The organism is Ensifer sp. Root31 (assembly GCF_001424825.1).
Taxonomy (GTDB): Bacteria; Pseudomonadota; Alphaproteobacteria; order Rhizobiales; family Rhizobiaceae; genus Ensifer; species Ensifer canadensis.
Map to the genome: position 1 here is coordinate 248,332 of NZ_LMCO01000001.1, position 25,131 is coordinate 273,462.

Sequence of the window (25,131 nt, forward strand, 5' to 3'; positions counted from 1 at the left end):
GCTGGTGGAGGGCCCCAGGGTTCATCACCCATGTTGCTAACGGCATGGCTTATGCACGTCGGGCGGGGCGCGATCAAGTGGTGCGAATCCGAGTGGGCGACGCCGATTAAAATAGGCATCGCCGCTTCATCACCGGATGGTTCAGGCGTCTGCGTCCGGCGCTGGAGCAGGGTCTGCCTTGGCCTTCGCCTTGCGCTTGATGTTGCGGCGGATCATGCCGAGATTAGCGCCGCCGATACCGAAGGCGATCGCGAAATAGATCGCCATGGCGACGGCCACCAGACCGCAGAGCGTGGTTGCGCGCACGATCAACGGCGCTGCCGACGACACTTCGTAGGCCAACCACTGAAGAGCATAATGCAAGGCGAGCGCCATGCCGGCCGCGGCAATGACGAGACGGGGAATGCGGGTCAGAAGCGGAATGTCGCGTCCCCAATGGCCACGCCAGACGAGCATGCCGAACAGCAGCACGGCATTCACCCAGCCGGCAACGATTTCCGCCGTCGCGATGCCGCTTGCGCCCAGCCGCGGAAACAGCGTCAGCGCCAGCGACACGTTCACCGCAACCGAAATGCCGGCAAAGACCATCGGCGTGCGCGTGTCCTCGCGGGCAAAGAAGCCGGGGATGAACGCCTTGATCAGCACGAAAGCCGGCAGGCCGAGGCCGTAGATCGCCAGGATATGGCCGACGACCACCGTCGACGACGCGGAGAATTCACCACGTTCGAACAGCAGCCGGACAATCGGCTCCGACATGACAAGCAAGGCCGCCGCCGCCGGCAACGTCAGAAACAGGGTGAATTCCACCGAGCGGTTCTGCAGGTTCGCGGCCTCGTTGACGTTGCCGGAGCGCAGCGCGCGCGCCAGTTCCGGCAAAAGCACGGTTGCGACCGCAATGCCGACGACGCCGAGCGGCAGCTGGTAGATACGGTCGGCATAGACGAGCGACGACACAGCACCTTCCTGCGCCGAGGCGATGTTGGTGTTGATCAGGAGGTTGATCTGGGTGATGCCGCCGGTGATCGCGGCCGGCAACGCCAGCACCAGCAGCCGCCTGACATTGGCCGTCAGCCGCGGGCGGCGAAAGCCGATCTTGATGCCGGCGTCGCGCACCGCGACCCAGACGATCGCCAATTGCACGAGACCGGCCGCCATCACGCCCCAGGAGAGGCCGTAGCCGACCGCAATCGGATCCTGGCCGATGTACCAGGCATAGCCGAGGATGCCGATGAGGATGATATTGAGGAACACCGGAGCGATCGCCGCGGCGAAATAGCGGTGCAGCGAATTGAGCATTCCCGCCATCATCGCGGCAAGCGACATGCAGGCGAGATAGGGAAACATGATCGTCGCGAAGACGATGGTATTGCCGAGCTTCGCCGGATCATTGGCGAAACCAGGCGCGATCAGGTTGCTGACGATGAACGGCATCGTCAGTTCCATCACCACCGTCAGGAACAACAGCACGGTGAAGAGAACGCCGAAGACTTCTTCGGAGAACCGCCGCGCCCCTTCCATGCCGTTCGCCTCGATCTCCCTGGCAAAAAGCGGCACGAAGGCGGAATTGAATGCGCCCTCGGCAAAGAGCCGGCGAAAGGTGTTGGGCAGGCGGAAGGCGGTGTTGAAGGCATCGGCGACCGGGCCGGTGCCGAGGGCCGCCGCCATGAAGGTTTCGCGGATGAAGCCGAACAGACGGCTGCCGAGCGTGGCGCCGCCGACGGTTGCAAATTTCTTGACCAGACTCATGTTTCGGCTTTTGTCGTTCTTTGAGCGGAGGACGTGCCTACGGCAGGCGCGATGATGCCGGATGGCATCCGGTCTCGAACCTCGTCGGCCTCGTCGGCCATGACGGCCTTGAGGCGGGCGGCGATGTTCATCTGGCGGTTTTCACTGGTGACCTTCTGGCCGACGAGATCGGTGATGTAGAAGGTGTCGATGACCTTCTCGCCGAAGGTGGTGATGTGCGCCGAGGCAATGTCGAGCGAAAGGTCCGACAGGACGGCGGTGATCTCCGACAGCAGGCCGGGACGGTCGAGACACTCGACCTCGATGACCGTGAACTTGTTCGACAGCGTATTGCTGATCGTCACCTCAGGCGTAACAGTGAAGGCCTTGTTGCGCTTCTTGACCTTGGTGCGGCTGGCGATCACCTCCGGCAGCCGCTTGCGACCGGACAGCGCGTCCTCGATCAACCTGCCGATGCTGGCCGCCCGGCGCGTCTCGTCGCCGTCGACGGAAAACTCGCGGTTGACCAGGATCGTATCAAGCGCCCGGCCGTCCGAAGTGGTGAAGATCTGCGCGTCGACGATGTTGGCGCCCGCCGCAGCACAGGCGCCGGCGATGACCGTCAAGAGCCGCGGATGGTCGGGCGACAGCACGGTGATTTCGGTGATCGCATGGAACTGGTGCGTGCGCACCATGGTCGACAGCGCCTTGCCGGCGGCATCCGCCTCGCGGATGAAGCGGGCGTGACGCACCTGATCCTCGAGCGCCACGGTCAGCAGATAGGGTTGATAATGCAGCCGCACATAGGCTTCGCGCTCGCTTGCCGGCCAGTCGGTCAGCGCGTCGCTCAGCATCGTTGCCGCATGGGCAGCGCGCTCCTTGCGCGACAGCTCGGAGAAGCCGCCCGAAAGCAGGAGTTCGGTTTCATAATAGAGTGTACGGAGCAGCTGCCCCTTCCAGCCGTTCCAGACGCCCGGGCCGACGGCGCGGATGTCGCAGACGGTGAGGATCAAGAGCATCTTCAACCGGTCGAGCGACTGCACCCGCTCGGCAAAGTCGACGATGGTCTTGCGATCGTTGAGGTCGCGGGTCTGGGCGACCATCGACATTGTCAGGTGCTCGTCGATCAGCCAGGCGACAAGCTCGGTTTGCTTCGGCGTCAGGCCAAAGCGCGGGCAGAGCCGGCGCGCCACCTTGGCACCGGCGACCGAATGATCCTCCGGCCGACCCTTGGCGATATCGTGCAGAAGCACGGCGACGTAGAGCACCTCGCGGTCCTCGATCCCCGGCATCAGTTTGGCGACCAGCGGGTGGGCGTCCTCCTCGATGCCGCGCTCGACGCGCGAGAGAACGTCGACCGCGCGCAGCAGATGCTCGTCCACCGTATAGTGGTGGTACATGTTGAACTGCATCATCGAGACGATCTTGCCGAAATCCGGAATGAACCGCCCGAGCACGCCCGCTTCGTTCATGCGGCGAAGGATCAGCTCCGGCTTGCGGCGCGAGGTCAGGATCGACAGGAACAGCCGGTTCGCCTCCTCGTTCTCGCGCAGCTGCGGCTTGATCAAGCCGAGCGAGCGCGTCACCTGCCGAAGCGCTGCCGGGTGGAACTCGAGATTGTTGATGTCGGCGATGTGGAAGAAGCGCAAAAGGTTGACCGGATCGCGCTTGAACACATCGGGGCTCGAAAGTGCTATGCGCCCGCCGTCATCGACGAAGTCGAGCGTGCCGGCAATCTTGCGGCTGCGATGGGTGAAGCGGCCGATGATGCCGGAAAGGCCGGGCGCGTCCTTGGCCTGCTGGTCTTCGAGTGCGGCGCAGAAGATGCGGGTGAGATCGCCGACATCCTTGGCCACCAGGAAGTAGTGCTTCATGAAGCGCTCGACCGCCGAAAGGCCGGGGTGGTCGTGATAGCCGAGCGCCTCGGCGATCTCGCGCTGAATGTCGAAGGACAGCCGTTCCTCGGCCTTGCCGGTCAAGAAATGCATGTGGCAACGCACCGCCCAGAGGAAATCCTCCGCCTTCTGGAACAGCTTGTATTCCGTGCGGGAGAGGACGCCGAGCTTGATCAGATCGGCCGAATCCTTGACCCGGTAAAAATACTTGGCGATCCAGAACAGTGTGTGCAGGTCTCGAAGCCCGCCCTTGCCTTCCTTGACGTTGGGCTCGACGAGATAGCGCGTGTCGCCGGCCTTGCGGTGGCGCTCGTCGCGTTCGGCAAGCTTGGCGGCGATGAAGTCCGGCCCGGTGTTGCGCACGATCTCATGGTCGAAGCGCGTTTCGAGTTCAGCCGCCAGCGTTTCGGAACCACAGATATAGCGGGTCTCGAGGATTGCCGTGCGGATCGTCATGTCGGCACGCGAGAGCCGGATGCAGTCCTCGATCGTGCGGGTGGCGTGGCCGACCTTGAAGCCCAGATCCCACAGGATGTAGAGCATGAATTCGATGGCGGGCTCGGCCCAGACGGCCTTCTTCACCGGCAGCAGGAAGAGCAGGTCGATGTCCGAGCCGGGTGCCAGCGTGCCGCGGCCGTAACCGCCAACGGCAGCGACAGCGATGCGGCTTGCCGGGGCTGCATTGGCGGCATCGAAAATCTCGTTGAGCACGAAATCATGCAGCACCGTGATCAGCTGGTCCTGAAGCCAGGAGATACGCTCGGCGCAAAGGATACCGCCGCCATCGCCAGCAAACAGTTCGCGCGCCTTGGCGCGGCCTGCAACATTTGCCTGTTTGAAGGCCGCAAGCAGTGCCTGACGCATCGGTTCGCGCTGCTCGGCGTGGGCCGAGGCGATGAAGTCGCATTTCGCCCGAAGCGCCGCGACGTCGAGAATTTCGGGAAAGGAAGTTTCGTGTCTGCCCATGAAGTGCCGAGGGGCGTCCTGTCCGACTGGTTGCGTGGTCCGCTGCATGAAGAGCATTCCTGCATGCTCCCATCCGATCAAGGCCGAACCGGGACGTTGCAGCATTTCAAAATTAATACAGGCTCATCGCCACGCCCTCGAAAGGCGCGCGGCGCTGTATAGCCTTTTTCACCGACGCATGCACAGGAAAAACGGTATGCCCGTCACCGGGCGCTCAGTTCCTTTTTCAGGGCGTAGAGTGCGTCCAGCGCCTCGCGCGGCGTCATATCGTCGGGGTTGAGTGCCTTCAGCGCCTCGTCAACCCTGGAGTTTCCAGCGGGCTTGGCTTCCTCGCGCCGGATCGCCACCTGGAACAACGGCAGATCGTCGATCAGCTGGCTTGCGGGGTTCTTGCGATCGGCGTCTTCGAGCTTGGCAAGCACGTCCTTGGCCCGAGCCACGACCGAAGCCGGCAGACCGGCAAGACGGGCGACCTGAATACCGTAGGAACGGTCGGCGGCACCCGGCCCGACCTCGTGCAGGAAGATCACGTCGCCGTGCCACTCTTTGACGCGCATGGTCGCATTCGAAAGCCGGCCGAGCTTTTCCGAAAGCACGGTCAGCTCGTGGAAGTGGGTCGCGAACAATCCGCGGCAGCGGTTCGCCTCATGCAGATGCTCGACGGCTGCCCAGGCAATCGACAGACCGTCGAAGGTCGCAGTGCCTCGGCCGATCTCGTCGAGGATCACCAGCGAGCGATCGGTCGCCTGATTGAGGATTGCCGCCGTCTCGACCATCTCGACCATGAAGGTCGAGCGTCCGCGGGCAAGATCGTCGGAGGCGCCGACGCGCGAGAACAGGCGGTCGACAATGCCGATATGGGCGCTTGCGGCGGGAACGAAGGTGCCCATCTGCGCCATGATCGCAATCAGCGCGTTCTGCCTGAGGAAGGTCGACTTACCGCCCATGTTCGGACCGGTCAGAAGCCAGATCGCCCCGCCCTCTTCGCCTGTTGGCGGCGACAGATCGCAGCCATTGGCAACGAAGGCGTTGGACGCCTGACGCTTCAAGGCTTGCTCGACGACGGGATGGCGGCCGCCTTCGATGGCGAACATGCGCGTGTGGTCGACGATGGGGCGAGCATAGTTCTGCTCTTCGGCAAGCGTCGCGAGGCCAGCCGAAACGTCGACGGTCGCAAGCGCCAGCGCCGCAGCCTTGATGATTTCGGCCGCCGCCACGACGTCTGATGTCATCGCCTCGAACGCGGCAAGCTCGATCGACAGCGCCCGGTCGGCCGCATTGGCGATCTTGCTCTCAAGCTCGGCAAGCGCTGTCGTGGTGAAGCGCATCGCGTTCGCCATGGTCTGGCGATGGATGAAGCGGGCGCGGCCCTCGTCGGTGTCGGTCATCGAGCCGGCATTGCCCGCCGTCACCTCGATGAAATAGCCGAGCACGTTGTTGTGCTTGATCTTCAGCGACTTGATGCCGGTCTCTTCGGAATATTGCAGCTGCAGCCCGGCGATAACCCGGCGTGACTGGTCGCGCAGCCCCCGCACCTCGTCGAGATCGGCACTTGCCCCTTCCCGCAGGAAGCCGCCGTCGCGCTTCAGAAGCGGCAATTCGTCGGCAAGCATCGTATCGAGGTGGTCGAGGACGGCCGATGGCAGGGCATCGATCGCCGCCCGTGCCTCGACAAGCTCCTCAGACAGATTGCCGGAAGCCATCAGCCGGGAGATCGTTGCCGCTGCCTTGAGGCCCGCCTGGATGGCGCCGAGGTCGCGCGGGCCGCCGCGGCCAAGCGCCAGCCGCGACAACGCACGCGGCATGTCGGGGGCGCGACGAAGAGAATCGCGCAGATCGCCGGCAAAGGAGGGCTGGCTGGCCAGAATCTCGATCGAATCCAGCCGCTGGTTGATGCGATCGGGATCGGTCAGCGGTGACATCAGCCGTTCGGCCAGGAGCCGCGCTCCGCCGCTCGTCACGGTTCGGTCGAGCGCTTTCAAAAGCGTGCCTTCGCGGGCGCCCGACAGGGTTTTGACGAGCTCGAGGTTGGCCCGCGTCGCCGGATCGATGAACAATGTCGAGGCAGCGCTCTCACGCTCGGGTGTGCCGAGAGCCGGACGTTCGGCAAGCTGGGTCTTTTCGACATAGGAGATGGCAGCGGATGCCGCCGCCAGTTCGGCGCGCGAAAAGCTGCCGAAACCATCGAGCGTCTTGACGCCGAAGTAGCGGGCGATGCGGCCCTCGGCCGTGGCGCTGTCGAACAGCACGCCCGGCTGCGGCACGGCCACCCGGCCGAGCACGTCGAACACGGGACGCAGTTCCGGGTCGTGGAAGACGGTGTCGGCGAGGATCAGTTCGCGCGGCTCGATGCGCAGGATGTCGGCGAGCAACCGGCTCTCACCGGTTTCGGCGAGCCTGAAGATGCCGGTCGAGATATCGATCCAGGCCAGCGCATAGGCCGGCTCCGAACCGCTCTTGATGCGGGCGAGCGCCATCAGATAGTTGGTCTCCGAGGGCGAAAGCAGCTTCTCCTCGGTGATCGTCCCCGGTGTCACCAGCCGGACGACGTCGCGGCGCACGACTGATTTGCTGCCGCGCTTCTTGGCTTCGGCAGGATCCTCGACCTGCTCGCAGACCGCGACGCGAAAGCCGAGACCGATCAGTTTCTGCAGATAATCGTCGGCCGCATGCACCGGCACGCCGCACATCGGGATTTCCTGTCCCATATGCTGGCCGCGTTTCGTCAGCGTGATGCCGAGCGCCCGCGAGGCTTCGACTGCGTCCTGGAAGAACAGCTCGTAGAAGTCGCCCATGCGGTAGAAAAGCAGCGAATCCGGGTTGTTCGCCTTGATCTCGATGAACTGCTCCATCATCGGCGTCGCCGTGGAGCGGCTCTCCTCGGTCGCCAGTTCGGCTGCAGAAAACACCTCGCCGGAGCGGCTCGATTGGTCTGTCACGAAATTCATGATTGTCCCGAAAAAAGAGATGGCACACTATCCGCAAGCAATTATAGACGACAACCATAAAGAGACGCCCCGACAGGGTCGCCCACAGGAGGATAGAGGAAACATGCCGGCCACCGACAAGACCGATCGCACTATGACGAGCGTCACCGCGCAGGAAGCGCTCGATTTTCACTCGCAGGGTCGTCCCGGAAAGCTGGAGATTTCCCCCACCAAGGCCATGGCCACGCAACGCGACCTGTCGCTCGCTTATTCACCGGGCGTTGCAGTGCCGGTCCTGGCGATCGCCGAGGATCCCGCCACCGCCTACGATTACACGACACGCGGCAACATGGTCGCGGTCATCTCCAACGGCACGGCCATCCTCGGCCTCGGCAATCTCGGAGCGCTCGCCTCCAAGCCGGTCATGGAAGGCAAGGCGGTGCTGTTTAAGCGCTTCGCCGACGTCGATTCGATCGACCTTGAGGTCGACACCGAGAACGTCGACGAGTTCATCAACTGCGTGCGCTTCCTCGGCCCCTCCTTCGGCGGCATCAACCTCGAGGACATTAAGGCGCCGGACTGTTTCATCATCGAGCAGAAGCTGCGCGAGGTCATGGACATTCCAGTGTTCCATGACGACCAGCACGGCACAGCGATCATCGCAGCCGCCGGCCTCATCAACGCGCTGACGTTGACCGGACGCGACTTCAAGACCACCAAGCTCGTCTGCAACGGCGCCGGCGCCGCGGCCATCGCCTGCATCGAGCTCATCAAGGCGATGGGCTTCAACCCGGAAAACGTCACCCTCTGCGACACCAAGGGCGTGATCTTCCAGGGCCGCACCGAAGGCATGAACCAGTGGAAGTCGGCGCATGCGGTCAAGACCGACCGCCGCACGCTTGCCGAAGCGCTCGAGGGTGCTGACGTGGTCTTCGGCCTTTCGGCCAAGGGCGCGCTGTCGGAGGACATGGTCCGCTCGATGGCGCCGCGGCCGATCATCTTCGCCATGGCCAACCCGGATCCGGAAATCACCCCGGAAGAGGTCGCCCGCATCCGCGACGACGCGATCGTCGCGACCGGCCGTTCGGACTACCCAAACCAGGTCAACAACGTACTCGGCTTCCCCTATATCTTCCGCGGCGCGCTCGACGTGCGCGCCTCGACGATCAACGACGCGATGAAGATCGCCGCGGCGGAAGCGCTCGCAAGCCTCGCCAAGGAAGACGTGCCGGACGATGTCGCGGCCGCCTACCAGGGCAACCGCCCGCGCTTCGGCGCGCAGTACATCATCCCGGTTCCCTTCGACCCGAGGCTGATCTCGGCGATCCCGATGGCCGTTGCCAAGGCGGCGATGGAAACCGGCGTCGCACGCAAGCCGATCGTCGATCTCGAAGCCTATGGCCGCCAGCTTTCCGCCCGCCGCGACCCGATTGCCTCGACGCTGCAACGGATCTACGAGCGCGTCCGGCGCCAGCCGAAGCGCATCGTCTTTGCCGAAGGTGAAGAAGTGCAGGTCATGCGCTCGGCGATCGCCTATGCCAACCAGCAGCTCGGCACCGCGATCCTGCTCGGCCGCGAGGACCGCATGCGCGAGACCGCGGAGCGCGAGGGCATCGATCTCGACCGCCCCGGCATCCAAATCGTCAATGCCCGGGTTTCCAAGCGGGTCGGAGCCTATACCGACTACCTCTACGCGCGCCTGCAGCGCAAGGGCTCCCTGTTCCGCGATGCCCAGCGCCTGATCAACAACGACCGCAACCACTTCGCCGCGTGCATGGTCGCGCTCGGGGATGCCGACGGCATGGTCACGGGCATAACCCGCAACTATTCGACGGCGCTTGACGATGTGCGCCGCTGCATCGACCCGAAGCCGGGCCACCGGGTCATCGGCGTGTCGATCGCCCTCTGCCGCGGCCGCACCGTTCTGGTCGCCGACACGGCCGTACACGACATGCCGTCGTCGGAAGAACTCGCCGATATCGCCGAGGAAGCAGCCGGCCTCGCCAAGCGCCTCGGCTACGTGCCGCGGGTGGCGATGCTGGCCTATTCGACCTTCGGCCATCCCTCGGGCGAACGCTCGGAGCGGGTGCGCGAGGCGGTCAACATTCTCGACAAGCGCCGTGTCGACTTCGAATATGACGGCGAGATGGCCGCCGACGTGGCGCTCAATTCGCGGGTGATGGAGCAGTATCCCTTCTGCCGCCTTTCAGGCCCTGCCAACGTGCTCGTCATGCCGGCGTTCCACTCCGCCTCGATCTCGACGAAGATGCTGCAGGAACTCGGCGGCTCGACCGTCATCGGTCCCCTGCTCGTCGGTTTCGACAAATCGGTGCAGATCGTTTCGATGTCGGCGAAGGATTCCGACATCGTCAACATGGCGGCAATCGCTGCCTACAACGCCGGAATGTAGACTCGGTAATTGATGTCCGATTTCGGGACACACCCTGCTCCAGCGATGAACAGGGTGTGTCGAGCCGATGCAGAAACAGCATGGATCTGCATACAAAAGAAGAGCTCGACACCCTTGGGAAAGGGGTCGAGCTCAATACATGATGGAAGACTTACTTCCAGTGCGATGAAAATAATATGGAGACAGAGCGCAATATACGCCAATCTCATATGAAGCTGGCGGTTCTCTCCGTTATTTATTCTATAATTTCGTCATGAAACCAAATTACTTCTTGACAAGACTAGTCCATCTTTCGACATCGAAAGTCAAACCCATCCTTAATATCTGGTTAATTGCGTCAAGCGCCTGTCAGGATACAGACGTGGCAAACCGCCCGGCATCCGCACCGTAGTAATTGAGATAGCGGCCGGAGATGTTGCTGATCGGCAGAACGATCAGCACGTCGGTGGTGCGGAACGCATGGTCGACCACCGCGCCGTCGCCGACCATGGCCCCAAGGCGCATGTAGCCCTTGATCAGCGGCGGCAAGGCGGCCAGAGCCTTCTTCGGATTGATGGCCTCTACCGGCATCATGTCCATGGTCCGGTGCAGTTCGGGGCGGGCGCCGACGGCCCATTCGTCGCGAGCAAGGATATTGTGGTGAAGGAAGGAAAGCGCCAGCGCATGTTCGGCGGGGACGACGCCTGGAAACGATCCGCAGCCGAACATGGCATCGACACCGTATCTCAGAGCATAGGCCCAGTTACCCTGCCAGAGCAGTTCCACGGTGCGCTTCGTGCGGTAATCCGGCAGCACGCAGGAGCGTCCGAGCTCCATGAAGCGCTTGCTGGAGTGGCGGGAGAGAAGTGCTCCGACATCGAATTCCGAAGCGGAATAGAAGCCGCCGGCGCGCTCGGCCACGTCCTGGCGCAGCAGGCGGTAGGTGCCGACGATCTGGTCTTCCGGATCACCCTCGATCGCCGTGTCGAGCACAAGCAGATGATCACAGATCGCGTCCCAGCTGTCGACGTCGCGCTTGCGACGGTCGGCGTCCGGCCCGACCTGCGCCTTCATTTCCTCGACAAAAACCTTGTAGCGCACCGCCTGCGCCGCATCGATCTCCGATGCGCTGCGTGCAAGCCGGGTCTCAAGATTAGCTATTCGGCCGAGAACGTCGGTCGCCGGGGCGGTCATTGTCTTGCCGACGCAAGCTTGAGAAGTGTCTACCACGCTCGTCGAATCCAGAAGGTCGATCGTCATCCGCGTCATCCCGAATCATTCGTATCTGCCGGGCTTAGACCACGTTTCTGCAACAACATAGTGACATGAAAACGGAGCACAACCCCCCGCTCGGGCGTTGATACCGTTACGACTTGAGCGCTTACCGTATCTCGAGAAGGCGGCTTATTTCAGCCATCAACCACTGCGGATCCGCCGGCTTGGGCAGTACGACGTCGGCGCCGGCCGCGACAAGTCTGTCCCTGATCTCCAGCCGTGCATCGGACGTCAGCACGATCACCGGAAGGCGCCGGCCCGGCCGCATCGCTTCGTTCTCCCGCAGGCGTTTCAGCATCGAAAATCCGTCGCCGCCCGGCATGTTGAGATCGGTGACGACCAGTTCCGGCATCGCCTGGACCTGATCGCCGGTCCCGGAGAGGATCTGATCGACGGCGCCAAAATCCGTCACCAGCCGGACCGTCTGTCCGGCGCGCTCCAGCACCGTGCGCACGATCAGCGCATTGACCGGATCGTCCTCCGCCAAAAGGATGCAGCGCGGGCTCTGCCTGGCGGGCGCAATTGTCGGTTCCTCGCGAAGGATCGGCCGGTTGTCGTTGATGGCATCGCGCTTCTCGATACCCTTCAACCGTCCGAGCAGGACTTCGACCAGCGACTTCTCGCGCAACGGGCGGATCAGCCAAGCCTCGTAACCGTCCATCTGATCGACAGGGTGATTGTTGCGCTCCTCCGGGTTGATCAGGTAGGTCCGGCGCACGTCGAGGCGCGCGACGGCCGGCTGCAAGGCGAGAATCTGCTTGAACTGACCGGCGTGGCGGTGATCGACGATGATATCGGTCAATGGCGCGCCGCCGGAAAGAACATCCGAGATGACGTTCTGGGCGGCGGCCAGCGTCGTTGCCCGATGGCAACGCCCGCCGAGCGTGGCGATGGTGGCAGAGAGTGCCGCGGATGCTGGCCCATCCGGCGCCATCACCAGGACATGCGATTGGGCGAGCCTCTGGCGCCGCTCCGGCGCTACCCGCTCGACTTCGGCGAGTGGCAGGCGGATCTCGAAGCGGCTGCCGCGGCCGGACGCGCTCGACGCTGTCAGGCTGCCGCCGCAGGCCTGCATGATCCGGCGCGAGATCGCCAGTCCGAGCCCCGTACCCTTGGCGCGCTGCTCGTGATTGCCGGCCTGTTCGAACTCTTCAAAGATGCGTTTCAGTTCGTCGCCCGACATGCCGGGACCGGTGTCGTCGATGAGGATTTGCACGCAATCCTCGACGATGTCGGCACTGACAAAAACACCGCCGACCTCCGTGAACTTCACAGCATTGCCGATGACATTGAACAGCACCTGGCGCAGGCGGGCTGCATCGAACTCCATCAGCGCCGGCACGTCGGCCGTCACGGTAGCCCCGATCTCGATGCCCTTTTCATGCGCGCGGTTGGAAAGCATCTCGACGACGCTCTCGATCACGCCGCGCGGATCCTGTCGCGAGGGCCGGAACTGGAAACGCCCTGAAGACAGCGACGAGAAATCGATCAGGTCCTCGACGAGCTGTACCAGGGCATGGCCGGACTGCTGCATGCCGGCAAGATAGTTCTTCTGCTCGCTCGACAGCCGGGTCTGGCCGAGCAGATGGCTCATGCCGAGGATGCCGGACAGCGGCGTGCGGATTTCATGGCTGACGGTTGCAAGCAGCCGCGATTTCGCCTGGCTCGCGTCCTCGGCGCGGCGGCGCGCGTCTTCACGTTCACGTGCAGCACGGGCTTCCTCCGTCACATCGCGCGCGATGCTGTGGCGCATCAGCCGACCGTTCGCCGGATCCCGGGCGATGACATCGTGCCAATCGTAGAGGCGCAGCCCTTCGGATGCGGCAATCAGCACGAGGTAGTGATTGGGTTCGATCTTCGGTTCGAAGTTCAGGCCGATGGCGGCACAAGTCAGCCCCCTGGCATCATCGATGCCGCAGGCGCGATGAAAGGCGGCATTGGCATGGACGATCTTGCCATCCATGCCGCGCATGATCGCCAGATCTCCGAGCGCATCGTGGATGGTCGAAAGCAGCGCCGAAGTTTCCTGGCGATCCCAGTCGCCATCGTGCCTTGCCTCCACGCACTGTCTATCGCTGTCGGCGGCCCTGATGCCATCGGCGATCAGGAGCAACACGCCCGCAAGGCCGGCCGCCGCAACCGCCGCGGAAAACAGATAAAGACCGGCGGCGATACCGAGCGCAAGCACGAGGCCAGAGGCGATGACCCCCAAAGATGCCAGCGAAAGACGACGCAGGGAGTAGGCCGATGCCACGGGCTTCGACACCGATCCGATGCCGTCCGCCCTGCCGGCAGCGGACATCGCACCGCTGGTTCGGGCTTGTGCACCGAAACCGGATTCGATCTGCTCTAGCAATCGTGACGGCTCGCTCATGCCATTCAGCTAACACGGCAAGCGTTCCGAATGGCTTCAGCGCATCGATAAAATCTTAGCGGTTTGCCTTTTTCGCCTGCAGCAGCTCGTCGAGAATGATCGCGCCGGCGCCAACGGTGATGAAACTGTCGGCCAGGTTGAAGACCGCGAAAGACCACGTCTGCGTATGGAAGAGGATGTAGTCGATGACGTAGCCGAAGATCAGCCGGTCGACGAGGTTGCCGAGCGCACCGGCAATGATCAAGGCGTAGCCGAAATGCGCGAAGAACCTGTCCTTCGGCGTGCGCCGCCACAGCCACAGAACGAAGGCAACGACGACAAGGCGCATGCCGACGATGAACCAGCCTTCCATGCCCGACAGCATCGAGAAGGCGACGCCGTAATTGTAGGTGCGGTAGAGCGCCAGCATCGGCACGACCGGAACCGCCTCATTGAACGGCAGATAGGATTCGACCAGATATTTGATCAGCTGGTCGGCGGCGAGCGCGAGGGCGATGAAGACCGCGATCGGGAGCGGCCGCGAAAACAATACCTGCTTTTCGCTCATGCGCCGGCATCCAGCGCCAGCAGATGACGTCGCGCCTCAAACAGCATGATGCCGGTGGCGATCGCCAGGTTGAGGGAATCGGCACGCCCCGCCTGCGGAATGCGGGCCAGCGCTCCGGCCTCACGGGCAAGCTCTTCCGGAAGGCCAGCCTGTTCGTTGCCCATCAGCAACACGACCGGTTTCGACTTGTAGTCGATCGTCCGGTAGTCGACCGACCCGGCCAGATGCGTGGCGACGACCTTTACACCGGCCTGCTTCTGCCATTTGACGAAGTCATCGGCGCTGGCGCGCACGACCGGCATGGCGAAGACCGAGCCCATCGTCGCCCGCACCGTCTCGAGCGAGAACGGATCGGTCGTTTCCCCGACGAGAATGATGCCGGAGGCACCGGCCGCATCGGCCGTGCGGATAATCGTGCCGAGATTACCCGGATCGCGAACACGGTCGAGCGCCACATAGGTTTCGCCGAGCTGCGGGCGGATCTCCTTCAGCGCCCGGTAGCGCTGCTCGAAGATGCCGACGACCATCTGCGGATTGTCGCGCCGGGTGATCGTCGAGAGCACCTTTTCGCTGACCTCGAGCACCAGGCCGCCCCGGGCAAAGGTCTTTGCTGCGACCTGTTCCACATGCGGCTTGCCCTTGGCCGCCTTGGCGTAGATCAGCGTCTTGATCTTCCAGCCGAGATCGAGCGCATCGATCACCAGTTTCAAGCCTTCGGCCATGAAGGACCGTGTCTCGTCGCGGTGCTTCTTCTGCGCCAGCAACTTGATGTCCTTGATAATAGGATTGGTGAGGCTGGTGACTTCCTTCACCTGTCCGACGCGGCCTGCGCCGTGTTCGCTTCTGTCATTGCTCATTACGGCACCCAGCGGCTGAAGAGAGAAGTCGAAAGCGCCCGTCCCGGCTCGTGGCCGTCAAGGCCGCCTTCGCGGATGATGAGTTCGCCCGATTCCACCCGGCCGCCGCGGCCGCGCATCGTCTCGCGCATCAGTTCATGGATCGAGTAGAAGCTGGCGCGGATCGAATAGGCGGTCAGCACTAGGCCGCGCGCTTCGGGCGACAGGATTTCGCGGCAGATGTCGAGCATCGCAGCCAGGTGGTCGAAAAGCTGCCAGACCTCGCCGTTCGGACCGCGGCCGAACTTTGGCGGGTCGGTCAGGATGATGTCATAGCGGCTGCCGCGACGTTCCTCGCGCTGAATGAACTTCATCGCGTCGTCGCAGATCCAGCGGATCGGCAGCTTTTCGGCGCGCGCCAGCGCCTGGTTTTCCCGGGCCCAGCCAATCGCCTTCTTCGAGGCGTCGACATGGGTGACCTCGGCACCGGCCTTGGCGGCGATCAGCGAGGCGACCCCGGTATAACCGAACAGGTTGAGGACCTTCAGGGGGCGGCGGGCCGCCTCTACCTGGTCCTTCACCCAGCTCCAGTGGGCGAGCTGCTCGGGAAACACGCCGACATGGCGGAAGGACGTGAAGCGGCCATGGAATTCGGTGCCGAGAAGCTGCATCGGCCAGGTCTCGCCAAGAACGGCGCCGGGAAAGCGCCAGCGGCCCATGCCGTCCTCGTCGGTGTCGCCGGTGAAGATTGCGTCGGCATTCTCCCATACACTGGCGGGCAGGGTACGCGGCCAAAGCGCCTGCGCCTCGGGGCGCACGATGCGATAGGGTCCGTACTGCTCAAGCTTTTCGCCGGCGCCGCTGTCGATCAGATGATAGCCGGAAACACCCGACGTTTCGAGAATGAGCGGCACCTGTTCGCCCGGCTTGTCGCCGGTGCGCCGTGGGATGACGCGCGCCGGTGCCTCGTTTTCGGGCTGTGCCCGCGGAGGCCGCTCGCGCGGCTCTGCAACTTTCGCCGTTGCCTGGATGGTGGCCCGTTCTTTGAAATCGCCCGACTTGGCAAACGGTGGACGCTTCTTTTCATGGCGGCCACCGCCACGCGCCTCGGCACCACGGCCCTTCGCCGTCGTCACGGAGGCATTCTTCGACCGCCGGTCCTTTTCCTTCACGCTGAGATCCCTGGGCTTTGTTTTGTCACGAGGCGCTACCCTCCCGGATATCGGATGTAAACGGGCCTGCACCATGAGGTATGCCGCCGCACCCCGGATTTCGAGGCGAAGCTTTTTCTGTTGGTGCAAATAGCACCGCTCATGCTCTTGGCAAAGCCGTTTCCGATTTGCCAAGATCGGTGCGGAAGCGACACTTGCATAATTCCACCGTCCGGCATCAACTTACGGACAGGATTGTAAAGCGAATTCAAAAGATTACATCAACCTCGCGCGTCCTTGTCGACGCACGGCACCGTCAGTGGGAGGAAAGCGCATGGACATGACCGGCGAAGAACGCATCTCGGCACCGCGCGATGCCGTGTGGCGCGGCCTCAACGATCCGGAAATCCTCAAGCGTTGCATCCCGGGCTGTCAGTCGATCGAGATGAAATCTCCGACCGAGCTTTCGGCCGTCGTCAAGATCAAGATCGGGCCGGTCTCGGCCTCCTTTACCGGCGACGTCATCCTGTCGAACCTCAACCCGCCCGAAAGCTACACGATCTCCGGTGAGGGAAAGGGCGGCATTGCCGGTTTTGCCAAGGGTGGCGCGGATGTGACCCTGGTCGACGACGGTGCGGAGACGCTGCTGCGCTACGACGTCAAGGCGCAGATCGGCGGAAAGCTAGCGCAGCTCGGATCCCGGCTGGTCGATTCGACCGCCAAGAAGCTGGCGCAGCAGTTCTTCACGGATTTCGGCGCAGCGATCGGCGGCCCGGCGGAAGCGGCCGGCTGAAGGGCATGGCCGCCCTGCCATTCAGTTCTGCGGGGCGGCGAGTGTCGCCTGGGTGGCCAGCTTCTCTGCCTGGCTGCGGTGCTTTTCGGCTTCGCGATGCCATTTCAGCGCCTCGGTCGCTTCATTGCGCGCACGCCGACGGTACTTGCCCTGGCTAAACCAGGTCGCGGCGGCACCCAGAATCAACCCGACGACGACGGCAAGAAACAGGAAAACAAAGAACGGCGCGCTCACGGACAGCACGCTGTCTTCGGGCCGGAACGGATTGAGGGCCAGCGTGACGCTCTGGCGATTGGCGACGCTGAGCACGATCAGAATGACGCCGACCGGGATGAGAACGATGATGTTGACCAGTTTCTTGAGCATTCAGCCGCTCCAGTTTTCCGGATCATCGACAGGCCTTGGCAGCGATGGCGACAATCCGGACTCATGACGATCGGGCGGGATGATCAGTCTTCATCGTCCCCGTTCATGCCCGGGTTCAGCCGCTCGCGCAGCTCCTTGCCGGTCTTGAAGAACGGCACCCACTTTTCCTCGACAAAAACCGAATCGCCGGTGCGCGGATTGCGACCGGAGCGCGACGGCCGGTTCTTGACGGAGAAAGCACCGAAACCGCGCAGTTCGACACGGTTTCCGGCAGCCAGCGCATCTGTGATCTCATCGAGCACCGCGTTGACGATGTTTTCGACGTCGCGGTGATAGAGATGCGGATTGCGAGCTGCAACAATCTGCACCAGTTCTGACTTGATCACTGTCGCCCCCTTAAATTCTTGTTTGTTTTGCTTTTTCGGTCTGCATTGTGATTGCCGCAAGAATATGGCCGACGCTCACTTGGCGCGGGCGGCCATGTTACGGATCAGGCTGGGCATATGCTGCCATCCTCATTGAGCATCAACCTGCCAAACCGAAACAAGACCGTCAAGAAACAACTTGTCACCCCCGATTTTTTCGAGACCCCTCATGGCCGGAAAAGCGTCATATCCCAACATCTTGACCCACTCCGAGACGGCCGATCCGAGGCCGAAAGGCAGAGTCCGGCGCGGCGCATCCCAATCAACCAGAGGAAGGTCCTTCGACACTTTCCTGTCGGCCAGGAAGGTGCGGACTTCGTCATCGCCGCCAAGCTTGTCGACGAGCTTCAGGCCCAGCGCCTGGCGGCCGGTGAAAATCCGCCCGTCGGCCAGCAGAAGCGCCTCGTCGCGCGACAGCTTGCGACGCTCTGCCACCATATCGACGAACCAGCCATAGCTGTCATCGATCATCGCCTGGATCATTGCCTTGGCTTCATCGCTCGCGGGATGGAAGGGGGACGGCTCGGCCTTCAGCGGCCGCGACTTGATCGATTCCAGCGAGACGCCAAGCTTGTCCATCAGCTCCTTGACCTGGGGATACTGGAAGATGACGCCGATCGAGCCGGTGATCGAGCTTTCGCCGGCGATAATCGTATCGCCGGCAAGCGCGATCATGTAGCCGGCGGAGGCGGCTAGCGTGCGAATATCGGAAACCACCGGCTTCTTGGCGGCGACCTTGCGGATCGCCTTGTAGATGACCTCGCCGCCATAGGTGGTGCCGCCGGGCGACGATATGGTGACCACCAGTGCCTTGACCGAATCGTTGTCCTCGATCCGTTGAAGCCGCTCCAGCAATTCGCGATCGTCCTGGATCAATCCCGAAATCGTCACACGGGCAACATGATCGCGGGCACGCCCTGCGGTCTCCGCCCAGCCCGACCAGAACAGAATGACCAATGCCACGACGGCGAGCAGGCCGGCGACGATCCAGCGCCAGAAACTCAGCTTCCTGCGCAGGCTGCGGCGATCGGCGATGGCTAGTTCATCCATGTGGGTTTCTCCCGAATTTGTTGGCGCAGCTTCTGTCAGTTTCCGATGGAACATGCTATCTGCGCGGCAGGTGGCATATTCAATAGACGCGGTCGGTCACGGTTAAAAGCCGTGCCCGCCGTTTTCCTGTCTTCACGAAGTTTTTTGCGGCGCCATTGTGCAGCTGCAAAAAGTATCCATATTTGCGACGACTTACACGAATGTATGTAAAATGCGGTTCTCGACGATCCGCGGGAAAGCAACGGAACCAACAGGTCTTCACATGTTAGATCATGCGCCAGCCCCCGGCTTCTTTGCCGATTCGGGTGCGAGCTCGTCGGACGCCTACGCGCTCGCGGCGCGGCATTCGGCGCGCGTCCGGCGTCTGAAGATCATCCTGCCTGTCGTCGCCGGCATCATCGCGGCGATCTTTGCCGCCATTTCCTTCGTGCGCGCCTTCATGCCGGTCGATCTGCAGCTCGACAGTGCAACGATCGAGGATGGCAAGATCGTCATGCAGAACCCTGCGATTGCCGGGCGCAACAAGCAGGGCATCAGCTATTCGATGAAGGCGCAGCGCGCGCTGCAGGATATCGTCAATCCCGATATCATCACGCTGCAGACGATCCATGCCGAAATGCCGGTGAACGAAAAGCTGATCGCCACGGTGGACGCGACCAACGGCATCTACGACCGCGGGGCCAACACGCTCGACATGAACGCCCCGTTCACGATTACAATGAATAATGGCGTCAACGCCGATTTCCAATCGGCCTATCTGGACATCAATGCCGGCGAAATGGAAACAAAACAACCGATTGCGATCAGCATGAAGGGCGGTTCGATCATTGCGCAGCGGCTGCGAATGACGGATAAGGGACGCATAGTAACATTCGAGGGCATGGTGAGGGTCAATCTCGAACCCGCCGCCATCCGCAAGAACACGAATTAGGATCTGGTGCATCCATGTCGGTTTTACCCGCTACTTTTTTCAGGATTTCAGCCAGCCTGGCCGTTGCCGGCATCGGCGCATTGATGATCGTTTCAGGCGCGTCAGCCCAGGCCACATCGAGCAAGATGAAGGGCCTCGAATTGTCGAACGACAAGCCGATCCAGATCGAAAGCGACAAGCTTGAAATCAAGGACCCAGAAAGCAAGGCGATCTTTACCGGGAACGTCAAGGTCGTGCAGGGCACAACGACGCTTCAGGCCGGGAGCATGACGGTCTTCTACAAGTCCGGCGCAGGCTCGGTCTCGAGCGGCGACGCCGACATCGAGCGGATCGAAGTCAGCCAGCGCGTCTTCCTCAGCTCCGGCACCCAGCAGGCAACCGCTGACAGCGGCGAGTTCAACATGACCAAGCAGACCTTCGTATTGAAGGGCGAGAAGGTCGTTCTGTCGGAAGGCAAGAACGTGTTCGTCGGCTGCCAATTGAATGTGCAGATGAACACGGGCGAAGCGCAGCTCGAAGCCTGTGGCGGTCGGGTGCAGATCCAGCTCGACCCGAAGTCACAGAAGAAGAACTGACGTAGACCCGCTCGTGCAACTCCCCTTCCTTCACAAGCGCAAGCGCGTCCGCAAACCGTCGGCGGCCACACCAGCCGCGACCGGTCACGCGGTCGACAAGGCGCGTTATGACGGCACACTGATCGCGCGTGGCCTGACAAAGTCCTATCGCGAGCGGCGCGTGGTCAATGGTGTGTCGCTGGTCGTTCGCCGCGGGGAGGCAGTCGGTCTCCTCGGCCCGAACGGTGCCGGCAAGACCACATGCTTCTACATGATCACCGGCCTCGTGCCTGTCGACGAAGGCTCGATTGAGATCAATGGCAACGACGTGACGACGATGCCGATGTATCGCCGCGCCCGCCTCGGCGTCGGCTACCTGCCGCAGGAAGCCTCGATCTTTCGCGGCCTGACGGTCGAGGACAACATCCGCGCCGTTCTCGAAGTGCACGATAAGAACCTGGAGCGCCGCGAGAGCAAGCTCAACGACCTGCTCGGCGAGTTCAACATCACGCATCTGCGCAAGTCGCCGGCGATCGCCCTTTCCGGCGGCGAGCGGCGACGTCTCGAAATTGCCCGAGCGCTTGCCACCGACCCGACCTTCATGCTGCTCGACGAGCCCTTTGCCGGCGTCGACCCGATTTCCGTCGCCGACATCCAGGCGCTGGTGCGACACCTGACGTCGCGCGGTATCGGCGTACTCATCACCGACCATAATGTGCGCGAGACCCTTGGCCTGATCGACCGGGCCTACATCATCCATGCCGGCGAAGTGCTGACCCACGGCCGCGCCAACGATATCGTCACCAATCCGGACGTGCGCCGGCTCTATCTCGGCGATAATTTCAGCCTCTGATGCGATCCGCGGGCGAATCCGGCATCTCGCCCCGCGGTCGCGCTTGACCAAACCCCTGCAATAAGCAATTTTTGGGCCAATTGAAAAACCGGCCCGCCAACGATGCGACCGGTGGAGATTTCATCGGGAGTTTCACGTCCGCATGGCATTGTCGGCCAGCCTTCATCTGCGCCAGTCACAGTCGCTGGTCATGACCCCGCAGCTGATGCAATCGATTCAGCTGCTGCAGATGACGCATCTGGAACTCAACCATTTCATCGCGCAGGAAGTCGAAAAGAATCCGCTGCTCGAGCTTCACGGCGGTGACGACGAGTTCGGTGGAAGCTCCGAGCACGGCAGCCGCGAAGAAGCGGGGCAGGCATCCGGTGAAGACTTCGGCGGAACGGATGAGGCATCCGGCCAGCGCGATCTCTACGACAATGCCACGGCAACCGATGGGGCGCGGCTCAATGAACAGCTCGATGCGGATTTCGGCAATGTCTACCAGGACGACACGGCGCCGCAACGCGCCGACGCGCCGGAACTGCTCGGCCAGTGGAAATCGATGCCCGGCAGCGGCGAAGGAGGCGACTACGATTTCGACGACTTCGTGGCCGGCGCCAAGAGCCTGCGCGAGACGCTTCTGGAGCAATTGCCCTTTGCGTTGTCCGTCCCATCCGACCGGCTGATTGCCCAGCACCTGATCGACCAGCTCGACGAGGCAGGCTATCTTCAGGCTGATCTGCAGGAGGTCGCCGAACGCCTCGGCGCATCCGGCGCCGACGTCACCCGCGTCCTCCTCACGCTGCAGCAGTTCGACCCGCCAGGTGTCTTCGCACGCACACTCAGCGAATGCCTCGCCATTCAGCTGCGCCTTCGCGATCGCCTCGATCCGGCGATGGAAGCCCTCATCGCCAACCTAGAGCTTCTGGCGCGGCGCGATTTTGCCAGCTTGAAGAAAATCTGCGGCGTCGATGAGGAAGACCTGATCGATATGCTCGCCGAAATCCGCAAGCTCGACCCGAAACCGGGAACGAGCTTCGAGACCAGCGTTAGCGAGGCGATCGTTCCCGATATCGTCGTGCGGGCGGCACCCGACGGAACCTGGCTGATCGAACTCAACCCGGACGCCCTGCCGCGCGTCCTCGTCAACCAAGCCTACTACACCACGGTGTCGCGCGGCACCGAGAAGAACAGCGCGGACCAGGCCTTTCTCAATGAATGCCTGCAGACCGCCAACTGGCTGACCCGCAGCCTCGATCAGCGCGCCAGGACGATCATGAAGGTCGCCACCGAGATCGTTCGCCAGCAGGACGCGTTCCTCGTCCATGGCGTCGGGCATCTGCGACCGCTCAACCTGAAAACCGTCGCCGATGCGATCAAGATGCACGAGTCGACGGTAAGCCGCGTCACCTCGAACAAGTACATGCTGACGCCGCGTGGGCTGTTCGAGCTGAAGTATTTCTTCACCGTCTCCATCGGTTCGGCCGAGGGCGGCGACAGCCATTCGGCTGAGTCCGTGCGTCACCGCATCCGCATGATGATCCAGCAGGAAGTCGCCGATGCGGTGCTTTCCGACGACGATATCGTCGACAGCCTCAAGCAGGCCGGCGTCGACATCGCGCGACGCACGGTGGCGAAATATCGCGAAGCGATGAACATCCCCTCCTCCGTGCAGCGACGGCGCGAAAAGCGGGCGCTGGCCAAGGTATCGGGCTTCTAAAGCAGGTCGCGCAACAGTTTTTCAGCGGTTTTGCGACGACGACATGCGAAAGAAAAAGAGCCTAAAGCGACGACGCAAGGTTAAAGCGTATTAACTTTTTTGCGACCTTCAATTGACTCTCCGCGACGCAGGGGATATGAGCCCGCCGCAATTGCCGAGGACACGGTCTTCCTCAGGCGGCCGGCACGACCGGTAGGTGCGACAGAGAGGCTCCCGCAAGCGTGAAAGGCTTGGATGACGAGAGCGCTTGGAATAGACTGGCTACGCAAATCACGAAATAGAGAGGAAACTCCATGAGTGTGCGTGTATCCGGTAAACAGATGGAAATCGGCGATTCGTTCCGCGCCCGCATTGGCGATCAGATCGAGCAGGCCGTTACCAAATATTTCGACGGAGGATATTCAAGCCAGGTCACTGTGGAAAAGTCTGGACCGCGCTTTAGCGCCGACTGCAAGCTTCATCTCGATACGGGCGTGGTTATGCAGGCGAATGGACAGGCCAATGACCCTCAGGCTGCCTTTGACGCAGCGTCGGAGCGCATCGAAAAGCGCCTACGTCGCTACAAGCGCAAGCTCAAGGACCACCACAACGGTAATGGTCAAGGTACCGAGGTGGCATACACAGTGATGGACTCGGTGCCATTCGAGGATGACGAAGTCCCCGAGGATTACGCACCGACGATCGTCGCCGAAAGCTCGAAACACCTGAGGACGATGTCTGTCGCCAGCGCCGTGATGGCGCTCGACATGACGGATGAACCCGTCCTCATGTTCCGCACTCCCGGCAAGGCAGAGTTGAATATCGTCTACAGACGCAACGACGGAAATATTGGCTGGATTGACGCCGCCAATATCAAGGGATGAGTGGAAAAAGGGAGTGCCGGTGCGCCGGCGCTCCCGCCACTTGGATCAGCGGACAGGCCGGAAAATACGACTTTTCTGTGCATGGCACCCGCCAAGACAAAGATGGTTAGAGCCATTGCGACGCATTTATGATGATGTTGTCCGGCTCTAACCGGCGAACGAGGACAAAAGAATGGCATTGGCAGGCTTACTGCACCAAAATGCGATCATCCCGGCCATGAGGGCCAACTCGAAAAAACAGCTCCTTCAGGAATTGGCGGCTAAAGCGGCAAAGATCACCGGCCTTCCGGAACGCGAAATCTTCGATGTCATCCTGCAGCGTGAACGGCTGGGCTCCACGGGCGTCGGCAACGGCATTGCTATCCCGCACGGCAAGCTCAACAACCTGCCGTCGATCATCGGGATCTTTGCGCGGCTGGACACGCCGGTCGATTTCGAAGCGCTCGACGACCAGCCTGTCGACCTCGTCTTCCTGCTCCTGGCGCCCGAAGGCGCCGGCGCCGACCATCTCAAGGCATTGTCGCGCATCGCCCGCGTACTGCGCGACCACGACATGGTGGCGAAGATCCGATCGAGCGATTCCGCCAGCGCGATCTACACGCTGCTCAACGAGGACACGACCTCGCACGCCGCCTGAGCCACGGCCCGGACCGGCCGTCAGTAAAGCTGACGGCGGTTCAAATGATCAATGAAAATTCGAAACAGTGCGCCCTGGCTCGAAATACCGAGCCGGCGATAAATGTTCTTGCGGTGAATGCGGACGGTTCCTTCGGCGATGTTCATCGTCTTGCCGATCGACAGGTTGCTGTGCCCGCGCAGGATCAGGCGGACGATGTTGCGTTGCTGCCGGGTCAGGCGGTCGGCGCAGAGGCTGTCGAAAGCGGTTTCGATCGCGTCGTCGGGCCGAGGCGTCGCCGCCACGGCATGGCTTTGCTGGCGCCAGTTCGAACGCACGGCCTCTCGCACGATCGGCTCGTAGACCCGCAAGCGCTCCAGTTCCTCGTCGCTGAACGGCGTGCCGCCGCGGCCGCGCATCAGCGAATAGGTGGCCTGCACGCTGTCATCGAGCGGAATGACGAAGCCAATCTCTTCGACCAGAACCCCGCTTTCCATCGAGATGCAGGGATGCACCTCGGCCGAGCTTGAAAACTCCGAATGGAAGAACCGGTCAGGCGCAAGTTCGCGCATGCGCCATAGCCCCTGCGGCTGGCCGGAGCTGCAGGCAACATAGAACGGGTCAAGCAGATAGGCGCCGCCGAGATAGGCAGAAAGCGCGCTGGCGGACACCTTGGCGGTGTAGCCGTCATGCAGCACGATCGGTCTGTTATCATAGGGATAGGCGAAGGCAACCGAGAGATCGAAGCTTGCGACCGAGCGCAGCATGCGATCGAGCGCGCCGCCGAAATCCTGTGTTCCGATCAATCCGATCATGGCCGAAATATCGGCCGACTCCCGAGCCAGCATCCGCGTCGAACTCTCCCCTACCCCCGTATCCCGCATGGGATATCG

Annotated in this window: 20 protein-coding genes; 8 read left to right on the plus strand and 12 right to left on the minus strand. The window is 62.3% G+C overall.

Features of this window, described 5'->3' with window-relative positions:
• Window positions 1-141: 141 nt before the first annotated feature.
• From murJ to mutS, 3 genes are all read right to left on the minus strand, one after another.
• Entirely contained in the window at window positions 142-1,746 is a 1,605-nt protein-coding gene (murJ, locus tag ASD00_RS01175; RefSeq protein ID WP_057204294.1) for a murein biosynthesis integral membrane protein MurJ, read from the minus strand.
• Window positions 1,743-4,586, minus strand: a complete 2,844-nt coding sequence (locus tag ASD00_RS01180) for a [protein-PII] uridylyltransferase (RefSeq protein WP_025425699.1) — start codon at window positions 4,584-4,586, stop codon at window positions 1,743-1,745. The genes murJ and ASD00_RS01180 overlap by 4 nt, the downstream gene beginning before the upstream one ends.
• 203 nt (window positions 4,587-4,789) lie before the next feature.
• Window positions 4,790-7,534 carry a DNA mismatch repair protein MutS gene (gene mutS / locus ASD00_RS01185; RefSeq protein ID WP_025425698.1) on the minus strand — a complete coding sequence of 915 codons (2,745 nt, stop codon included), beginning with the start codon at window positions 7,532-7,534 and terminating at the stop codon, window positions 4,790-4,792.
• 103 nt (window positions 7,535-7,637) lie between these two features.
• Here mutS and ASD00_RS01190 point away from each other — a divergent pair, with 103 nt between their 5' ends.
• Window positions 7,638-9,923, plus strand: a complete 2,286-nt coding sequence (locus ASD00_RS01190) for an NADP-dependent malic enzyme (protein ID WP_025425697.1) — start codon at window positions 7,638-7,640, stop codon at window positions 9,921-9,923.
• Between the two features lie 348 nt (window positions 9,924-10,271).
• Here ASD00_RS01190 and ASD00_RS01195 read toward each other — a convergent pair whose 3' ends face one another.
• The 5 genes from ASD00_RS01195 to ASD00_RS01215 all read right to left on the minus strand — a co-directional run bounded on the left by ASD00_RS01195 (window position 10,272) and on the right by ASD00_RS01215 (window position 16,106).
• Window positions 10,272-11,162 (minus strand): GNAT family N-acetyltransferase, encoded by an 891-nt coding sequence (locus ASD00_RS01195; RefSeq protein WP_025425695.1) that lies wholly within the window; start codon window positions 11,160-11,162, stop codon window positions 10,272-10,274.
• 121 nt (window positions 11,163-11,283) lie between these two features.
• Complete coding sequence (locus ASD00_RS01200) at window positions 11,284-13,551, minus strand: ATP-binding protein (protein ID WP_025425694.1); 2,268 nt, start codon at window positions 13,549-13,551, stop codon at window positions 11,284-11,286.
• Window positions 13,552-13,606: 55 nt separating this feature from the next.
• Window positions 13,607-14,098, minus strand: a complete 492-nt coding sequence (gene lspA / locus ASD00_RS01205) for a signal peptidase II (RefSeq protein ID WP_025425693.1) — start codon at window positions 14,096-14,098, stop codon at window positions 13,607-13,609.
• A complete protein-coding gene (locus tag ASD00_RS01210; RefSeq protein ID WP_025425692.1) occupies window positions 14,095-14,955 on the minus strand; it encodes an RNA methyltransferase in 861 nt (286 codons plus the stop codon). Before ASD00_RS01210 ends, lspA begins: the two co-directional genes overlap by 4 nt.
• Window positions 14,955-16,106 carry a class I SAM-dependent rRNA methyltransferase gene (locus tag ASD00_RS01215; RefSeq protein ID WP_025425691.1) on the minus strand — a complete coding sequence of 384 codons (1,152 nt, stop codon included), beginning with the start codon at window positions 16,104-16,106 and terminating at the stop codon, window positions 14,955-14,957. Before ASD00_RS01215 ends, ASD00_RS01210 begins: the two co-directional genes overlap by 1 nt.
• 313 nt (window positions 16,107-16,419) lie before the next feature.
• Between ASD00_RS01215 and ASD00_RS01220 the strand changes: the two genes are divergently transcribed.
• On the plus strand, window positions 16,420-16,878 hold the full coding sequence (locus ASD00_RS01220) for a carbon monoxide dehydrogenase subunit G (RefSeq protein ID WP_025425690.1): 459 nt from the start codon (window positions 16,420-16,422) through the stop codon (window positions 16,876-16,878).
• A gap of 21 nt (window positions 16,879-16,899) precedes the next feature.
• Here ASD00_RS01220 and ASD00_RS01225 read toward each other — a convergent pair whose 3' ends face one another.
• The 3 genes from ASD00_RS01225 to sppA form a co-directional block, all read right to left on the minus strand.
• Window positions 16,900-17,244: a hypothetical protein gene (locus ASD00_RS01225; protein WP_025425689.1), complete on the minus strand. Its 345-nt coding sequence runs from the start codon at window positions 17,242-17,244 to the stop codon at window positions 16,900-16,902.
• 83 nt (window positions 17,245-17,327) lie between these two features.
• Window positions 17,328-17,630: an integration host factor subunit beta gene (locus ASD00_RS01230; protein ID WP_025425688.1), complete on the minus strand. Its 303-nt coding sequence runs from the start codon at window positions 17,628-17,630 to the stop codon at window positions 17,328-17,330.
• A gap of 129 nt (window positions 17,631-17,759) precedes the next feature.
• Window positions 17,760-18,719, minus strand: a complete 960-nt coding sequence (gene sppA / locus ASD00_RS01235) for a signal peptide peptidase SppA (protein ID WP_025425687.1) — start codon at window positions 18,717-18,719, stop codon at window positions 17,760-17,762.
• A 262-nt stretch (window positions 18,720-18,981) separates the two neighbouring features.
• Here sppA and lptC point away from each other — a divergent pair, with 262 nt between their 5' ends.
• From lptC to ptsN, 6 genes are all read left to right on the plus strand, one after another.
• The gene (gene lptC, locus ASD00_RS01240) at window positions 18,982-19,650 is read left to right on the plus strand and encodes an LPS export ABC transporter periplasmic protein LptC (protein ID WP_025425686.1); all 669 of its coding nucleotides are present in this window, start codon (window positions 18,982-18,984) and stop codon (window positions 19,648-19,650) included.
• Between the two features lie 14 nt (window positions 19,651-19,664).
• Window positions 19,665-20,225, plus strand: a complete 561-nt coding sequence (locus ASD00_RS01245) for an LptA/OstA family protein (protein ID WP_025425685.1) — start codon at window positions 19,665-19,667, stop codon at window positions 20,223-20,225.
• Between the two features lie 13 nt (window positions 20,226-20,238).
• The gene (gene lptB / locus ASD00_RS01250) at window positions 20,239-21,057 is read left to right on the plus strand and encodes an LPS export ABC transporter ATP-binding protein (protein ID WP_025425684.1); all 819 of its coding nucleotides are present in this window, start codon (window positions 20,239-20,241) and stop codon (window positions 21,055-21,057) included.
• Between the two features lie 142 nt (window positions 21,058-21,199).
• Window positions 21,200-22,759, plus strand: a complete 1,560-nt coding sequence (gene rpoN / locus ASD00_RS01255) for an RNA polymerase factor sigma-54 (RefSeq protein ID WP_025425683.1) — start codon at window positions 21,200-21,202, stop codon at window positions 22,757-22,759.
• A gap of 293 nt (window positions 22,760-23,052) precedes the next feature.
• Window positions 23,053-23,622: a ribosome-associated translation inhibitor RaiA gene (raiA, locus tag ASD00_RS01260; protein ID WP_025425682.1), complete on the plus strand. Its 570-nt coding sequence runs from the start codon at window positions 23,053-23,055 to the stop codon at window positions 23,620-23,622.
• A gap of 172 nt (window positions 23,623-23,794) precedes the next feature.
• On the plus strand, window positions 23,795-24,259 hold the full coding sequence (gene ptsN, locus ASD00_RS01265; RefSeq protein ID WP_025425681.1) for a PTS IIA-like nitrogen regulatory protein PtsN: 465 nt from the start codon (window positions 23,795-23,797) through the stop codon (window positions 24,257-24,259).
• Window positions 24,260-24,279: 20 nt separating this feature from the next.
• Here ptsN and ASD00_RS01270 read toward each other — a convergent pair whose 3' ends face one another.
• Window positions 24,280-25,086: a helix-turn-helix transcriptional regulator gene (locus tag ASD00_RS01270; protein ID WP_025425680.1), complete on the minus strand. Its 807-nt coding sequence runs from the start codon at window positions 25,084-25,086 to the stop codon at window positions 24,280-24,282.
• Window positions 25,087-25,131: the final 45 nt, after the last annotated feature.

Excerpts from the sequence above, each read along its gene's own strand:
- lptC (WP_025425686.1), top strand. The coding sequence starts at position 18,982 with ATGTTAGATCATGCGCCAGCCCCCGGCTTCTTTGCCGATTCGGGTGCG.
- ASD00_RS01190 (WP_025425697.1), top strand. The coding sequence starts at position 7,638 with ATGCCGGCCACCGACAAGACCGATCGCACTATGACGAGCGTCACCGCG.
- ASD00_RS01210 (WP_025425692.1), bottom strand. The coding sequence starts at position 14,955 with ATGAGCAATGACAGAAGCGAACACGGCGCAGGCCGCGTCGGACAGGTG.
- ASD00_RS01270 (WP_025425680.1), bottom strand. The coding sequence starts at position 25,086 with ATGCTGGCTCGGGAGTCGGCCGATATTTCGGCCATGATCGGATTGATC.
- ASD00_RS01225 (WP_025425689.1), bottom strand. The coding sequence starts at position 17,244 with ATGCTCAAGAAACTGGTCAACATCATCGTTCTCATCCCGGTCGGCGTC.
- lspA (WP_025425693.1), bottom strand. The coding sequence starts at position 14,098 with ATGAGCGAAAAGCAGGTATTGTTTTCGCGGCCGCTCCCGATCGCGGTC.
- ASD00_RS01220 (WP_025425690.1), top strand. The coding sequence starts at position 16,420 with ATGGACATGACCGGCGAAGAACGCATCTCGGCACCGCGCGATGCCGTG.
- murJ (WP_057204294.1), bottom strand. The coding sequence starts at position 1,746 with ATGAGTCTGGTCAAGAAATTTGCAACCGTCGGCGGCGCCACGCTCGGC.
- ASD00_RS01195 (WP_025425695.1), bottom strand. The coding sequence starts at position 11,162 with ATGACGATCGACCTTCTGGATTCGACGAGCGTGGTAGACACTTCTCAA.
- ptsN (WP_025425681.1), top strand. The coding sequence starts at position 23,795 with ATGGCATTGGCAGGCTTACTGCACCAAAATGCGATCATCCCGGCCATG.
- ASD00_RS01180 (WP_025425699.1), bottom strand. The coding sequence starts at position 4,586 with ATGGGCAGACACGAAACTTCCTTTCCCGAAATTCTCGACGTCGCGGCG.
- mutS (WP_025425698.1), bottom strand. The coding sequence starts at position 7,534 with ATGAATTTCGTGACAGACCAATCGAGCCGCTCCGGCGAGGTGTTTTCT.
- rpoN (WP_025425683.1), top strand. The coding sequence starts at position 21,200 with ATGGCATTGTCGGCCAGCCTTCATCTGCGCCAGTCACAGTCGCTGGTC.
- ASD00_RS01245 (WP_025425685.1), top strand. The coding sequence starts at position 19,665 with ATGTCGGTTTTACCCGCTACTTTTTTCAGGATTTCAGCCAGCCTGGCC.
- raiA (WP_025425682.1), top strand. The coding sequence starts at position 23,053 with ATGAGTGTGCGTGTATCCGGTAAACAGATGGAAATCGGCGATTCGTTC.
- ASD00_RS01200 (WP_025425694.1), bottom strand. The coding sequence starts at position 13,551 with ATGAGCGAGCCGTCACGATTGCTAGAGCAGATCGAATCCGGTTTCGGT.
- sppA (WP_025425687.1), bottom strand. The coding sequence starts at position 18,719 with ATGGATGAACTAGCCATCGCCGATCGCCGCAGCCTGCGCAGGAAGCTG.